The organism is Paenarthrobacter sp. JL.01a, from assembly GCF_025452095.1.
Lineage (GTDB): Bacteria > Actinomycetota > Actinomycetes > Actinomycetales > Micrococcaceae > Arthrobacter.
Genome location: NZ_CP104877.1, coordinates 358,912 through 373,697, shown reverse-complemented (window position 1 = coordinate 373,697; position 14,786 = coordinate 358,912). Strand labels below are relative to the sequence as shown.

The window sequence follows — 14,786 nt, the reverse complement described above, 5'->3', positions numbered from 1 at the left end:
GGGGTGGCCCCCAAAGCTGCGTGCTAGTTGGAGACCATCAGTTGTGCGAGCACCTGCGCCGGCCTGTTGGTGGTGATCTCGTGGATGCCCAACCCCTGGCACAGCGCAACGTCCTTCTCGGAATCCACAGTCCACACCCGGAATATACGCCCGGCTTCCAACCAGCGCTGCACGTTCCGGGCATGTTCGCGTACGTAGTCAATGCCGGGACCAGCAATGCCTACCTGCCCTTCGTCGAGCACACGTTCCGCGTCTTCCTGGGCGGCCTTCATGACATTCGCAACGGCACCGCCGGTGAGGAATCCGAGGCCAAGCTCCTGGCGGATTTCCTGGACAGTGAAGTCATCCACCAACTGGCAGATGTGCTGCCCGGGGACTGACTCAAGCAACTTCTGGACGGAGTCCGAGTCAAAGCTCATGAAGGAGATCTGTATATTCTGCAGCCGGGATTCTTCGGGCGACCATCCTTCTTCCTCCAGGAGCGCCAGGACCCGTTCCTCGAGTTTGAGTCCATAAGGGCTTGGGTGTTTTAGTTCGATCGCCAGCCCAATATCGCGGCCGGCTCCACGCAGGATGTCCAACAATTCAGGCAGCGTCAGGAATTGGTCCGCCACTCCCCCGTAGGCATCGGGAATGCGGGCGCCTTTCCACGACGAGAAATCCAAGGACCTGAGCTGCTCAAGGGTGTGCTCGGATACAGGTCCCGTGCCAGTGGAAGTACGGTCCAGGTTGGGGTCATGCAGCAGGACCACGTGCTGGTCGCGGGTCAGGTGGACGTCGCACTCAACACCGTCCGCACCGTCAGCGATCGCCTTCAGATACGCCGCCCGTGTGTGCTCGGCGAACGCGGCACTGGCACCACGATGGGCGTAAACCTTGGGGCGGAGCGGGGTGAAGTCGTCGGTGGTCATGCAGACACGGTAGCCCACACCGCTGTACAAACGGGGACTACGCTGGGCTAATGCAGGTGAACTCTGAGCGAATCCCAACTGAAGATGTCACCACGCCGGAGCCGGACCCCACGCGGCGGGGTGACGCGGACGCGCGGGGCCGTTCCGCCGTCGTCGATCTTTCCGCCGGTGAGAGGGAAAAAGCGGCTGCGCTCCTGCGCATGAAGCGTCTGGCGCTGGCCCTGCTGATTGCCATGGCGGTGATTTTCACGGTGGCCTTTGCACTGCAGAAGCAGTACCCGTGGTTGGAGTATGTTCGCGCCGCGGCCGAGGGCGGCATGGTGGGTGCTTTGGCTGACTGGTTCGCCGTGACGGCCCTGTTCAAGTACCCGATGGGACTGCGGATTCCGCACACCGCCATCATTCCGCGGCGCAAAGACCAGATCGGTGAGTCGCTCAGCGAGTTCGTGGAGAGCAACTTCCTCTCGCAGGAGGTTGTGCAGGAGAAGTTGGCCAGCATCGACATCGCCCGCAAGGCCGGGCACTGGCTATCGGGACCCGGCGGTGCCGAACGTGTGGCCAAGGAGGGTGGCGCTGCGATCCGTGGCGTGTTCACGGTCCTCAACGACGACGACGTGCAGGCAGTCATCGAAGGCATGGTCCGCAAGCACCTCCTCACACCTCCGTGGGGGCCGCCCGTAGGCCGGATGGCCGAACGGATCTTCGCCGACGGTCATCATCACAGGCTGGTGGACCTGCTGGTGGACCGCGCCGCCGACTGGGTGGATGCCAACCACGCAACGGTGAACCGGCTGGTGTCGGACCGGTCTCCGCTGTGGGTGCCGACGTTCGTCGATGGACTGGTGGGTGACCGCGTGCACGTGGAGCTCTCCAAGTTCGTCCGCGCGGTCCAGGCCGACCCCAACCACCAGGTCCGGCAATCGATTGACGCCTACCTCACCGATCTTGCACAAGACCTCCAGCATGATCCGGCGATGATCGAGCGGGCTGAGGGGATCAAGGCGCAGATCCTCGGCGATCCGGAGGTCCGCGAACTGGCCTCCCGCACCTGGGAAACGGTCAAGACCGCGCTGCTCAACGCCGTCGACGATCCCGACAGCGAACTGAGCCAGCGCTTCAAGAGCGCCGTGCGCGACTTTGGTACGCGCCTGGTCAACGACGAGGAACTGGCCGGCAAGGTCAACACCTGGATCGGTGATGCCGCCGGGTATTTGGTGAACACCTACCGCTCGGATATTGCCGGTGTCATCTCTGACACGGTGGCGCGTTGGGATGCCGAGGAGACGTCGCAGAAGATCGAGCTGCAGGTGGGCAAGGACCTCCAGTACATCCGCATTAACGGAACCGTGGTGGGCGCGTTGGCCGGTTTGGCGATCTTCACCGTGGCCCATCTGGTTTTCGGCTAAGTCCGGCAACCTGGAGCTGCCGGATGGGTCTTGGTACCGTCAACGCATGCCTATCAAGCTTGAGAACGTCGGAATAGCTGTCCGGGACCTCGAAGAAACCATCGCCTTCTTCACCGACCTGGGCCTGACGGTACTGGGCCGGGACACTGTCAGCGGTGACTGGGCCGACACCGCCGTGGGACTCGACGGAAACCACGCGAAGATCGCCGTGCTCGAAACCCCCGACGGCCAGGGCCAACTGGAGCTCTTCGAGTATCTCCACCCCGATGCGATCGAAACGAGCCCAACCCTTCCCAACGAGATCGGCATGCACCGCGTGGCTTTCTCCGTTGACGACATCGACGCAGCCCTGGAGATCGCCGCCCAACACGGATGTACCCCGTTGCGCGGCGTGGCCAACTATCAGGACATCTACAAGCTGACGTACCTTCGCGGTCCCAGCGGCATCCTGGTCATGCTGGCGCAGAAGCTGCAGGAGTAACGGCACCGCTTTAGCCCAGCAAATGCACCATCTGCCCCGGCCTGGCCTGCCCGATCAAGTCGAGGTCGTCGTCGCGGACCAGCGCAATCACGGGCGACTTCGCGGTAGCCGGTCGGTCTGCGAGGGCGATGACGGGAAGGCCCGACGCCGGCAAAACCACAGAGCCTGCCGCCAACGGTTGGGCCTGGGGTGCTGGAGCCGAGGCCACCTCAAGCGGCCGGCCCGCCAGCCGCGCACCGACGCGGTCGGACTCGGGTGAGAGAGTCCAAGGTTCCGTGGTAAAGCGAAGCCACAATCCGGCGTCGTAATTTGGCACCCGCGGTCCGCGGGTAATCCGGGCGACCACCGGCCGTTCGGGGTCGAGTGCGCGCCGGGCCGGCTGGTGGATGCTCGGGAATCCCTGGCCTTGGGCCTTGCCAAAGGCGACGGTCCCGCCGGCTTGAATCGCTCCGCGCCCTGTGAATCCGCCGTGCACTGCAACGTAATAGCGGATCCCGAATCTGGCGGGACCAAACACCAGCACGGCTCCGGGAGCCACACGGATCGGTTTGTTCAGCGCAAGTTCCTCGCCGTTGAGGGTCACAACGCCCTCGGCACCGGTGACGGCGATGGCGGAACCCGTGACGAAGCGCAGCTTCAGGCCACCCACCAGGACCTCAAGTCCCGGCGCCGTGGCGGAGTTGCCCAGCAGGGCGTTGGCCAGGTTCATGGACGCACGGTCCAGGACGTGCTCAGGGTCAAGGACCAGGCTTGAGGGCCCGGGATCCACCACTACTGCACCCATGCGACTTCCCTCCTCACGAATTCTGCCGTCCCCTCGAGATCAGGCAAACGCCTCAATATTCACGCCCGCCTGCTCAAGGCCTTCGCGAACGGCTGCTGCCATGTTGACCGCGCCGGGGGTGTCGCCGTGGATACACAGGGAATCGGCCTGGACGGGTACAACCGAACCGTCGATGGCCACAACTTCCTTGCGCGTGGCCAGCCGCACGGCCTGCGCCACCACAGCGGCGGTATCGTGCAGCACGGCGCCTTCCTGTGTACGGGGAACCAGTGTCCCGTCCGGAAGGTAGGCCCGGTCCACGAATGCTTCCCGGAAGACCGGGTGCCCTGCTTCGTCGGCCAGCGTGATCCAGGCCGAGCCCGGAAGGCCAAGCACGGGAAGACCGGGATCGTAGGCGTGGACGGCAGCGACCACTGCTTCGGCTTGCTCCGCGTCGCGCACGATCCTGTTGTAAAGGGCGCCGTGCGGCTTCACGTAGTCCACCGAGGCCCCCACCGCGTGGGCCATCCCGTCCAGGGCTCCGAGCTGGTAGAGGACGTCGCCAAACAGCTCATCGAAGGTCATGTCCAAAGAACGCCGGCCAAAACCGGCCAAGTCCCGGTACCCGACGTGGGCGCCCACCCGGACATCGAGCTCGAAGGCGGCACGGCAGCTGTCCAGCATGGTGAGGGGGTCGCCGGCGTGGAATCCGCAGGCCACGTTAGCGCTGCTCACGTTGCGGAACATGGAAGCGTCGTCGCCCAGTGTCCAGGAGCCGAAAGACTCCCCCAGATCAGCGTTCAAATCCACTGTTGTCCCCTTCCAAGGTCGGGTTCTCAAGAACATTTTTGCCTGCGTTGGGCAGCAGCTCGCCTGGAATGGTGTCCGGCAGGGGGCCGAACGCTTCCTTGGCTGTGGCCACAACAGCACGGCCCATCATCATATTGCCGGCACCGCCCACCACTGCACCTACGCCGAACGGCAGTGCGCGGCCCAGGAAGGCCGTGCCCTGCTTCTTTATGAGGTTCTTCAGGAAGGCCCGCTGGATGGCGTCCCGGACGACGCCGAAGCCACTGCCCGGAATCTTCCTGGTCAGCGTCTTGCCCCAGGCGTTGGTTACGCCCTTGCCCCGGCCGAGCGACTGGCCGCTCAGGGCGCCCAGCAGGGAGGTTCCTTCCTCGCCAAGCATGATGGCCATGACCATGGTGCGTGCGCGCTCGGGGTCGGTCAGCCGAATGCCGTGGAGCTCTGCCAGCGAGGACGCGTACAGCGCGGTGGTCTCCAGGAACCCAACAGTGGCCAGGGCGGAGAGACCCAGCGATGCTGCGGTACCCAGGCCAGGCACGACGGCCATGGCACCTACCCCGGCTCCCCCGCCTGCCACTGCGGTCAGGTAGTGGCGCTCCAGTTTGGCGGCCAGCTGCGCCGGCGAATCGTTGGGGTAGCGGCGCTGCAGCCTGCGAAGATTCGCCAGGACCAGCGGGCGCTGGACTTCCACTGCCTTCAGGAGCACGTTGTGCACTCCCGGCTTGGTGTTGCCTTCGGCATCGAAGACTGCGTTGTGTGCCGTCTCTTGGGCGATTTTCACCGCCGGGTTGGGGCGCTTGGGCATGTTCACCTCTCCTTGGCAGCTCTGATTATTCAGGGAACTGATGGTTTTAGCCTATGCCACACTCCTGCTTTGCGAGGCCCGTTCTGCGGCCCCTGTGGACAGTATTCCGCGCAGAGCGGACCCCACATTCGACCTTCCCGGCGTAGACTGGGGCACTTACGGAAGCAGTCCAGCAAGGACAGGGAGTATCCGTCATGAACGCCCCGGACAAGAACGAACCCGTTATCCGGCACCACGCCGACGCCCCGGCAGAGGGCGAAACTGAAGGCTGGGAGCCGCACGACACCGGCCTGCACAGCCAGGACCCTGCCGAAGGTCCGGACATTGACGACGGCGACGCGCCGCCGTCGGGCGCTTCTTGACCTGACGTCCCGCGCAAGGCGCGGGACCGCCTTCCGCAGCGTCCCAGCCCAGGTCTAGGCTGGTGAAATGGCCGCCCTGAGAGCGCTGCGCCCCTTCAGGCACCGGGAATTCCGGGTGTTGATCTCTGCGCTGTCCATTTCCATTTTCGGATCCGGCATGTGGGCCGTGGCAATGGTGTATGAGGTCATCCACCTGGGCGGCGGCCCGCTGGAGTTGTCGTTGGTGGCCACGGCCGCGAGTGTGGGGCTGGTCGGATTCGTGCTGGCAGGTGGCATCGCCGCAGACCGGTTCCCGCAACGGCTCCTGATCATCGCCGTTGAAGGCGCCAACCTGGCCGTGATAGCCACGGTCACGCTGCTGGCCATGCTCAATGTCCTTCAACTCTGGCACTTGGCCATCGGCGCTTTCGTCCTTGGCGTTGGCCAGGCCTTCTTCTTCCCCGCCTACTCGGCACTCCTTCCCCGCATACTGCCGGCGGAGGACCTCCTGGCAGCCAACGGCATGGAAGGCACCGTCCGCCCCATTCTCCAACAGGCCGCCGGGCCCGCGATCGCCGGCATCCTGGTGGCGGCCTTCTCTCCTGCGCATTCAATCGCAGGGGTGGCCGCGTGCCATTTCCTGGCGTTCGCGATCCTGAATTTCCTGGGCCGGCAGAATACCGGCGTCCCCGAAACATCCCCGGATCACAACGCATCAAGGTCCTTCCTCCGCGACCTCCGCGAAGGGTTCAGCTACACCGTCCGCACCCCCTGGCTGCTCTGGACGCTGGTATGGGCCTGCCTGTCCGTGCTGTTCCTTATCGGGCCCATCGAGGTCCTGCTGCCGTTCGTGGTCCGCGACCAGATCGGTGGCGACTCCAGGATGTTCGGTTTCCTGCTCGCGGTCATGGGCGTCGGCAGTGCTGTGGCCGCACTGGCAACCGCATCCTTCCCCCTCCCCCGCCGCTACCTGACGGTCATGGTGGTGACGTGGGGGCTGGGCAGCCTGCCCGTTGCCGCCATTGGGTTCATGGACAGTGTGTGGCTGCTTGGAGCGGCCATGCTTATCTTCGGGGTAACGGAAGGCATGGGAACCGTCATCTGGGGCACGCTCCTGCAACGCCGCGTCCCAAGGCATCTGTTGGGACGGATTTCGAGCCTGGATTTCTTTGTTTCCCTGGCCTTGATGCCCGTCTCGATGGCGCTCGCCGGGCCCGTAGCCGAGGTGGTTCCGATCTGGCTGATTTTCCTGGTGGCCGGCTTGGTGTGCCCGTTCATGGCATTCGTGGCTGTCTTCGCGGCACGCATGATGACGGACGAGATCGAAAATCCACTGACGCCCGCAACGTCCGAAGCGACGGACACCCAGCCCGACGCCGTGTAGCAGGGTACTGCCGCCCTAAACGGGCGCGGGTCCTGTGGTTCGGCGGGTCACCAGGTGCGGTGTCCGCACCAAGTGGGTGGCCGGCGTCGTGCCTTCCAGGCGGTCGACGGCGCGGTCCACCGCAGCGTGGGCCAGCAGCGGCGCGTCCTGGCTGATGGAGGACAACTGGACATAGCTGAGGCGGGCGAACTGGCTGTCGTCATAGCCCAGGACCGACACGTCCTCCGGAACCCGAAGTCCGGCCGCCCGGAAACTCTCCCAGACGCCCAGCGCGCAGCGATCGTTGAAAGCCACGACGGCGGTGGGCAAGTCCTGCTGCAGCTCACGCCCGGCGCGCAGACCGTCTTCTTCGGTGGGGCCGCCCGGGACGATGCGGGCGGGCAGTCCCCGGCGCGTCATCTCATCCTCGAAGGCCTCTCTGCGCTGCGGCCCCGAGACGGTCTCGCCGCCGTCCACGTGGGCGATGCGCCGATGACCCAGCGAAGTGAGATGCTCGATCGCCAGGCGGATGCCGGCGTGGTCGTCGCTGCTCACGGAGTCCAAGGAATCGCCGACGTCGTCCCGGAGGAGGCTGACTACGGGCAACCGGGCAGCGTAAGCGGCAAGTTCCTGCTCTGCGAGGGTCGGGGAAATCATGATGAGGGCTTCGCAGCCGAGATCCAGCAGCGATTCCACTGCCCGTTCTTCGGAGCGTCCGTTGGCCACCGCGCTGAGGGCGATGTCGTAGCCCCGGAGGGTGGCACCGGCATAGGCGGCATCCACGATTTCGGCGTGGAAGGCCTGCGCTGTGGAGAAGCTGACCCCCAGGAGCCTCGTGCGGCTGCTTCGGAGAAGGCGGGCACGGCTGTCGGGTCTGTAGCCGAGTGCGCGGGCTGCTTCACGCACTTTGAGCCGGGTGGCATCCGACGCGCCGGGAGCATCCCGCATCACGATGGAAACCAGCGCTCGGGAAACCCCAGCCGCCTCCGCTACGTCCATCAGGGTAGGCCGTTTGCCCGTCATGGCTCTCCTCTGTTCGGGAGCCAGTCTATAGAACGATCTATTCCGGTGAAGTGCGGCGGGCCCTTTATCGAGTCGTGCGGTCGGTCGCGACTCAGACGACCGACCGCACTAGCCCGTTCACGCAGCGATGGCGCCCCGGGCGGGCCCCAGAACCCGCCACACCCATCGCTGCCAACTGTGCCGATGACACGCGACGCAGCCGAAAAGGGCAACGGCGCTGTACGCGGGTCAATGACATGGGCAATGGATATGTACTCCGATACCCGAAAACATGACGCGGAGATCCGAAGAAAATTTTCTGGCCGAGGAGTTTCCGGCAGAGAATCAGGACTAGAACGATCTAGACACTTGGGGCATGATCATGCAACCATGAGATGAGCTAGAACGATCTAGAAATTCGAAGAGGAGCCCCAATGACGTACCTCCAGCATCCGGTGGCCGAAGACCGCCCCGTCCGCATCGGCCTGCTAGGGGCAGGCTGGATCGGCAAATTCCACGCCGAATCCATCGCACGCCGCGTCCCCCATGCCCGCTTGGAAGCCATCGCCGACCCCGTCCTTCCTGCCATTCAGGAGCTCGCCACCACACTTGGCACAACCAAGATCAGTACAGACGTGGCCGATGTTCTGGCGGATCCTGACGTTGACGCCGTGCTCATCGCCTCGCCCATGCGCTTCCATGCGGAACTCATTACTGCCGCTGCCCACGCGGGCAAGGACGTCTTCTGCGAAAAGCCGGGCGGACGGACCATCGCCGAACTGAACGCGGCCATCGACGCGGCGGCGAGCGCCGGCGTCGTACTCCGCTTTGGCTTCAACCGCCGCTACTCCGCCGACTTTGCGGCGGCACGCAAGCTGATCGACGACGGCGCCGTGGGCACACCGCAGCTGCTCCGCTCCCTGACCCGCGATCCCGGCACCAAGGCCGGACTCAGCAACCCGGAGCGCATCGCACCGGGCACCATCTTCCTGGAAACCCTCATCCACGACTTCGACACCCTCAACTGGCTCAACCCCGGCGCCGTCCCGGTCACGGTCCATGCCGTCGCCGATGCCCTGGTGGCACCCGAGGCGAAGGCCGGCGGCCTGCTGGATACCGCCGTCGTGACCGTCACTTACAGCAATGGCGCCATCGCGGTGGCCGAAGCGAACTTCAACGCACTGTACGGCTACGACGTCCGCGGCGAGGTCTTTGGTTCGGCCGGCATGGTCACCGCCGGCACTCCCCAAGCCACGAATGCCACCAGCTACACCGCCGCCGGCATCACCTCAGGGACGTCCCGCCTGAACATCCACCTCTTCCATGACGCCTACACGGCAGAGCTCGCCGCCTTTGCGGACGACGTTGCGGTCCGCCGTGGATACGCGCCGGAAGGCACGACGGCGGCCTCCTCGCCTGCCGCTGTGGCAGCTCCCACCGTGGCAGCGCCGGGTGGAGTGGACGCGCGGAATGCACTGGCCGTTGCTTTGGCTGCGTTCAGATCCGCCGAAACCGGGCTGCCAGTGGCGGTTTCGGAGATCGCAGAGCTGCAGGCGGCAGAACCGGCCCTGGAGCTTCAGACGGCCCGCGCACTTCAGGCGGCCCGGGCATGAGCTTCCGCCTGGCCGTCTGCGCAGAGATGGTCTACGGGGAATTGCCGCTGATCGATCGCGTGCGGCGCATTCACGACCACGGGTTCGAGGTAGAGCTGTGGGACACCCGGGGTCGGGACATTGGCGCGCTGGCTGCAACCGGCGCCAGGTTTTCATCAATGAGCGGCTACTTCGGCGGCAGCGTGATCGACCCCTTGACCGCGCATGAAGTCCTGGCTTCCGCGGAAAAGCTGATCCCCACCGCCTTGGAGCTGGGGGTGGAGCGGATGGTGGTCCACCCGTCCGAGCTTGGCGAAGGCGGGCGCGCGGTCCGGCCAACCCAACGCTCCACGGGAGAAATGTGGCTGACCGGACTCCGCACACTGGAGAGGCTCGGCGCTTTAGGCGAAAAGCACGGCATCACGTTCGCGCTCGAGAACCTCAACACGATCCTCGACCATCCCGGCATTCCGCTTGCCCGGGCGAAGGACACACTTGCCCTGGTCCGGGCAGTGGATCATCCGAACGTGAAGATGATGCTGGACCTGTACCACGCACAGATGGGCGAAGGGAACCTGATCGAGCTGGTCCGGGCGGCCCAACCGTTCACGGGCGAGATCCAGGTTGCCGACGTACCCGGACGCTTCGAGCCTGGGACCGGGGAGATCAATTACCCGATCATCGCCAAGGCACTCCGTGAGGCTGGATATACGGGCGTGATCGGCATGGAAGCCGCAGCCGTGGGCGGGGAGAGCGTCGAAGCGGGAGATGCAGCCTTGGCCGCCTTCCGCGCCGCCTTCTCCCCCAACTAGGGGACAGCAAACGTCGCTACGAGCACCCAGTGCGACATGTGCTGTCCCCTACTTGGGTTCAGTACTTGATGGGTTCCAGTCGTCCGGAACGGAGGGAAAGCACGGCAGCTTCGGCAATGGCCTGGGCTTTCAGCCCGTCCTCAAGGGAAGGCGTCGGGGCGGCGCCTCCGTCCAGGGAAGACACGAACGCTGCGAGTGCCGCGGCATACGTCGGCTGCACACGCTCGAACCAGCCCGGGTGTAGCCCGTCGTCCACCACGGATGTGCCCGAATACCGGGACACCGCCCCGTTCCGGTGCCGGCGGGCTTCCACCATCCCTTTTGAGCCCATGATCTCGATCCTTTCGTCGTAGCCGTAGCCGGTGTGGCGCACGGAGTCGATTTGGACCAACGCCCCGCCGGGGAGCCGCAATGTGACCGCGGAGGTGTCGACGTCGTCGTACGCTGCAATGCCGGGCTCCGCCAGGGCCGAACCCGTGGCGAAAACCTCCACCGGGTCCAGGCCTGAAAGCCAGCGCGCGAGGTCGAAGAAGTGGACGGTCTGGTCGCGCATCTGGCCGCCGGATACGGCGATGTAGGACAACGGCGGCATGGACGGGCCGCGCGAAGTGAGCTGGATGAGCTCCACTGTGCCGATCTCCCCCGAGTCCACCACGCGCTTGAGCTCGGCGTAGTCGCGGTCGAAGCGGCGGTTGAAGTCAACCATGACGGGCACGCCGCTCTCGTGCGCAAAGGCGGCGGTCTCACGTGCCCGGTCCAGGTCCAAGTCGATCGGCTTCTCGCACAGGGCTGCAATTCCGACGGCGGCGGCCCGGCGGAGGTGCTCGGCATGCGTATCGGTGGAGGAGGCGATGAAGACGGCGTCGATCGCCCGGGGGTCGAAGACCTCCTCCAGCGAGGCGGCAGCCGAGGCGCCGTGCGCAGCGGCGAGGGACTCGGCCCGCTGTTGGTCGACGTCGTACACCAACCGGAAGTCGATCCCGGGGTGCGCGGCGAGGTTTGCGGCATGGACGGAACCGATGAAACCGGCTCCGAGGAGGGCGAAACGGGGCATGTCAGAGTGCTGCTTTCTCCAGGTCAAATTTCTTCAGGGCAGAGGCGGGGACTTTCCACGCGGAGTCATCGTGATGCGATGCCGCGACGGCTTCGACGAACTGGACGCCGATCAAGCCGTCAACTCCTGTGGGGAAGGACAGCTCGCGCTGAGGCACGGCGGTCCCGTCGCGGCGGGCGCGCAGCACCTCAGCCAGGTCCGAGTAGAAGTTGGCGAAGGCCTCAAGGAAGCCCTCCGGGTGGCCGAGGCCGACGCGCGTAAGCCGGGACGCGTCCTCGTGCAGGGTGCTGAGCCCGTGCGTGAGGGTGGTGGTGGCGCCGGCGAGGTCCTGGACCTTGAGGTGGTGCGGGTCCTCATGCTGCCATTCGAGGCTGCCGTTCTCGCCGTAGATCCGGATGCGGAGCCCGTGGTTATGACCGGTAGCCGCCATGCTGGCCCACAGCCGCGCTGGAACTGAGCCGGTCAGTTCGAGTTCCACGGTGGCGTTATCGAAAACGCGACGCCCAGGGACAAAGGTCTGCAGACGACCGGACAGGCGTTCGGCTTCGAGCCCGGTGATGTAGCGCAGCAGGTGGAAGGCGTGGGTGCCGAGGTCGCCCACGACGCTTGGGAACCCGGCAATGTCTGGGTTGGTGCGCCAGCTGGCCTGCTTGTGGCCTTCGTTCTCGAGGGGTGTGGCTGCCCAGCCGGAAGCATGTTCGACGTCGACAAAACGGATGGCGCCCAGCTCGCCGTCGCGGACCATCCGCGCAGCTTGCCGCACCATGGCGTAGGCCGAATAGCAGTGCGGGACAGCGAGGACGGCGTTGTTCTCCTCCGCAACCCGGACCAGCTCGGTCGCAGTTGCGGAGTCCCGGGTCAGGGGCTTCTCGCACACCACGGAGATTCCCCTTTGCAGGAATGTCCTGGCGATCTCGTAGTGGCTGTCGTTGGGGGTGGCCACAACCACGACGTCCACGCCGTCCTCACGGGTGGCTTCGGCCTCGGCCATCGTGTGGAGGTCGCCGTAGTTGCGGTCCGGCTCAACGCCGAGTTCGACGGCGGTGGCGCGGGAATTGCTCTCATCGCGCCCGAAGATTCCGGCCCGGAGATCGTAGTGGCCATCCAGCCGCATGGCGTACCGGTGGGTCTTGCCGATGTCGGCGCCCGGACCGCCACCAACCATTCCTGCGACTAATTGCCGCGAATTAGGTTCACTCATTGAAGGATCCTCATTGACTCTTTGGAATTTACTTGGACCGGTCCATAATGGATGCAGAAGACCCGTGACGTCAATCCTTTCGCTGGAAGCCTAGGCCCGGAGGCATTGCTAGAATGTTGGAGGTTTCACCAGTTTCACCTACTTTCACCCGGGACACAGGTAATAGCCCACCAATTGGATAAGAAGGTGGTAGCCCTCTGCCGCTTCGTGGAGATTGATCCGGTCAGCGCGCCTCAGGAAGGTGGCTCATGGACGCCAAAGAGGAAAGCAGCACAGTGACCGACGTGCCGAAAGCGCAGCCCACCAAGCCCACCATCCGCGACGTCGCGAGCGCTGCGGGGGTCTCCAAATCCCTGGTCTCACTGGTCCTTCAGGGCTCGCCGAACGTGAGTGAGAGCCGCCGTCGGGCCGTCCTGGAAGCCATGGAGCAATTGGGCTACCGACCCAACAGGCTGGCCCAGCGCCTGTCCGGCCCGAGAAGCGGAACCATCGGGGTGATGCTCAACGACATCCGCAACCCCTGGTTCGTGGAGTTGCTGGAGGGGCTCACGGCATCACTGCATGCAGCGGGGGTTTCACCGGTCCTGGCAGACTCCTACACCGACAACCGGGTAGGCCGCAGTTCCGTGGAGACCCTGCTGGAGCAGCGGATTGACGGACTCGTGGTGGTCGGAACTACCACGGAGTCTGCCGCGATTGAGAAGGCCGCCCAGAGCATCCCGGTGGTCCTGGCCGGAACCCGGGAACCGGTGCTGCGCGGCGTCGATATTGTCGTCAATGATGACGACGCCGGTGCGCGCCAGGCCACCGAACACCTCCTTGCACTCGGGCACCGGAGGATCGCACACCTGCAAGGCCCTGCCGAGGTAGGCAGAATCCGGCGGGAATCGTTCGAACGGACCATGCGCGACGCCGGACTCGAGCCGATTGTGGTGTCCGGCGGCGTGAGCGAGGAAAGCGCCTACGCCGCCGCCAGCCGGCTCTTGTCCGGAAAAGACAGGCCAACCGCGATCTTTGCCTACAACGACATCGCCTGCATCGGCGCACTGTCCGCGGCCGACGACACTGGCCTGTCCGTGCCCGAAGACCTCTCACTCGTGGGCTACGACAACACCTACCTGGCCAAGATCCGGCACCTCTCCCTGACCTCCGTGGACAACGGCAACCTGGCTGTGGGCGTCGAGGCCGGAAAGTTCATCCTGGAGCGCCTTGCCGCACCGGACTTGCCCGGAAGGGTTCACCAAGTGCCCACGCAACTGCAGGTTCGGGGATCCTCGGGTGACGCGCCCTCGTAGCCACACTCCCTTCCTGGCCACGCCTCTTCATGGCCGAGCCCCTACCGCCGACCCAACAGCAACACCCCGGCGTTGGCGGCCACGATCAAAGCAATTCCCGCCCACTGCACCAGCTCCAACTCCTGCCCCAGCACCAGGGCGCCAATGACCGCCGCGAACACGGGATTGATGCTCATCAGGATGCCGAACAGGCTGGCCGGAACCCGCCGCAGGGCGATCAGGTCCGCAACGTAGGGCAGAACCGATGCCAGGACTCCCGCGACGACGGCGCACAGGACCGCCAAGCCATCCACTGGCCGGCTCAGGAAAACGACGACGGCGACAGGCAGGAAGAGCGTCGCCGACACTCCCGAAGCGGCAGCCGTGCCCTGAATGCCCTGGATCCGACGGCCCACCACCCGGTTGAGGAGGATGTAAGCGGCCCAACTGCATGCTGCCATCATGCCGAAGCCAATGCCCACGAAGTCGGTGGAGGCTTCGGGGCGCGTAATGAGCACTACGCCGGCAGCGGCGGCGATGGCACAGACGGCACCCGCTTTTTGCCTCGAGCTGATCAAAGCCACGGCCAACGGGCCCAGGAATTCCAGGGTCACGGCGAGGCCCAGTCCGATCCGCTGGATCGAGGCGTACAGTCCAAGGTTCATGGTTCCGAAGGAGAGTGCCAACAGGAGAACCGGCCACCACTGCTGCCAGCTTAGCTCCCGCAGCTTGGGACGCACGGTGGGAAGCAGGACGGCCGCGGCCACGAGCTGGCGTACCGCCACAACGCCCACGGGACCCATCACGGGGAAGGCCAGGGACGCCGTCGCCGCTCCGAGCTGGTTGGAGAGCGCACTGGCTACCAGGGTGGCGGTTCCGCCCGCCGCTGCACTTCTGTTCATGGTGAGAGTGTGCGCTGGAAGGACTCATCCGCTAAATGCATGAATGACACTATTTATGCGGCGGATGCATGA

Annotated in this window: 15 protein-coding genes; 7 read left to right on the top strand and 8 right to left on the bottom strand. The window is 65.2% G+C overall.

The window, feature by feature from the left end:
* Positions 1-23: 23 nt before the first annotated feature.
* The gene (locus tag N5P29_RS01840; protein ID WP_262276994.1) at positions 24-911 is read right to left on the bottom strand and encodes a glycerophosphodiester phosphodiesterase family protein; all 888 of its coding nucleotides are present in this window, start codon (positions 909-911) and stop codon (positions 24-26) included.
* A 50-nt stretch (positions 912-961) separates the two neighbouring features.
* On the opposite strand from N5P29_RS01840, the gene N5P29_RS01835 reads away from it, so the two are divergent.
* Together N5P29_RS01835 and N5P29_RS01830 are read left to right on the top strand one after the other, a co-directional pair.
* Complete coding sequence (locus N5P29_RS01835) at positions 962-2,317, top strand: DUF445 domain-containing protein (protein WP_262276993.1); 1,356 nt, start codon at positions 962-964, stop codon at positions 2,315-2,317.
* A gap of 46 nt (positions 2,318-2,363) precedes the next feature.
* Positions 2,364-2,798 carry a VOC family protein gene (locus N5P29_RS01830; RefSeq protein ID WP_262276992.1) on the top strand — a complete coding sequence of 145 codons (435 nt, stop codon included), beginning with the start codon at positions 2,364-2,366 and terminating at the stop codon, positions 2,796-2,798.
* 10 nt (positions 2,799-2,808) lie between these two features.
* On the opposite strand, the gene N5P29_RS01825 is transcribed toward N5P29_RS01830, so the two are convergent.
* The 3 genes from N5P29_RS01825 to N5P29_RS01815 are packed head-to-tail and all read right to left on the bottom strand — an operon-like array spanning position 2,809 to position 5,173.
* Positions 2,809-3,582, bottom strand: a complete 774-nt coding sequence (locus N5P29_RS01825; RefSeq protein ID WP_262276991.1) for a 5-oxoprolinase subunit C family protein — start codon at positions 3,580-3,582, stop codon at positions 2,809-2,811.
* A 39-nt stretch (positions 3,583-3,621) separates the two neighbouring features.
* On the bottom strand, positions 3,622-4,371 hold the full coding sequence (locus N5P29_RS01820) for a LamB/YcsF family protein (protein ID WP_262276990.1): 750 nt from the start codon (positions 4,369-4,371) through the stop codon (positions 3,622-3,624).
* Positions 4,355-5,173, bottom strand: coding sequence for a hypothetical protein (locus N5P29_RS01815; RefSeq protein WP_262276989.1), 819 nt, complete (start codon positions 5,171-5,173; stop codon positions 4,355-4,357). The genes N5P29_RS01820 and N5P29_RS01815 overlap by 17 nt, the downstream gene beginning before the upstream one ends.
* Positions 5,174-5,367: 194 nt before the next feature.
* On the opposite strand from N5P29_RS01815, the gene N5P29_RS01810 reads away from it, so the two are divergent.
* Together N5P29_RS01810 and N5P29_RS01805 are read left to right on the top strand one after the other, a co-directional pair.
* Positions 5,368-5,535, top strand: coding sequence for a hypothetical protein (locus tag N5P29_RS01810; RefSeq protein ID WP_262276988.1), 168 nt, complete (start codon positions 5,368-5,370; stop codon positions 5,533-5,535).
* 67 nt (positions 5,536-5,602) lie between these two features.
* Positions 5,603-6,898 (top strand): MFS transporter, encoded by a 1,296-nt coding sequence (locus N5P29_RS01805; protein ID WP_262276987.1) that lies wholly within the window; start codon positions 5,603-5,605, stop codon positions 6,896-6,898.
* Between the two features lie 15 nt (positions 6,899-6,913).
* Here N5P29_RS01805 and N5P29_RS01800 read toward each other — a convergent pair whose 3' ends face one another.
* Positions 6,914-7,900, bottom strand: a complete 987-nt coding sequence (locus tag N5P29_RS01800; protein WP_262276986.1) for a LacI family DNA-binding transcriptional regulator — start codon at positions 7,898-7,900, stop codon at positions 6,914-6,916.
* A 413-nt stretch (positions 7,901-8,313) separates the two neighbouring features.
* Between N5P29_RS01800 and N5P29_RS01795 the strand changes: the two genes are divergently transcribed.
* Together N5P29_RS01795 and N5P29_RS01790 are read left to right on the top strand one after the other, a co-directional pair.
* Positions 8,314-9,492: a Gfo/Idh/MocA family oxidoreductase gene (locus N5P29_RS01795; RefSeq protein WP_262276985.1), complete on the top strand. Its 1,179-nt coding sequence runs from the start codon at positions 8,314-8,316 to the stop codon at positions 9,490-9,492.
* On the top strand, positions 9,489-10,283 hold the full coding sequence (locus tag N5P29_RS01790) for a TIM barrel protein (protein WP_262276984.1): 795 nt from the start codon (positions 9,489-9,491) through the stop codon (positions 10,281-10,283). Before N5P29_RS01795 ends, N5P29_RS01790 begins: the two co-directional genes overlap by 4 nt.
* A 58-nt stretch (positions 10,284-10,341) precedes the next feature.
* On the opposite strand, the gene N5P29_RS01785 is transcribed toward N5P29_RS01790, so the two are convergent.
* Entirely contained in the window at positions 10,342-11,337 is a 996-nt protein-coding gene (locus tag N5P29_RS01785; protein WP_262276983.1) for a Gfo/Idh/MocA family protein, read from the bottom strand.
* A 1-nt stretch (position 11,338) separates the two neighbouring features.
* Positions 11,339-12,538, bottom strand: a complete 1,200-nt coding sequence (locus N5P29_RS01780) for a Gfo/Idh/MocA family protein (protein WP_262276982.1) — start codon at positions 12,536-12,538, stop codon at positions 11,339-11,341.
* 248 nt (positions 12,539-12,786) lie between these two features.
* Between N5P29_RS01780 and N5P29_RS01775 the strand changes: the two genes are divergently transcribed.
* On the top strand, positions 12,787-13,833 hold the full coding sequence (locus N5P29_RS01775) for a LacI family DNA-binding transcriptional regulator (RefSeq protein ID WP_262276981.1): 1,047 nt from the start codon (positions 12,787-12,789) through the stop codon (positions 13,831-13,833).
* 41 nt (positions 13,834-13,874) lie between these two features.
* Here N5P29_RS01775 and N5P29_RS01770 read toward each other — a convergent pair whose 3' ends face one another.
* Complete coding sequence (locus N5P29_RS01770) at positions 13,875-14,714, bottom strand: EamA family transporter (protein WP_262276980.1); 840 nt, start codon at positions 14,712-14,714, stop codon at positions 13,875-13,877.
* Positions 14,715-14,786 lie beyond the last annotated feature (72 nt).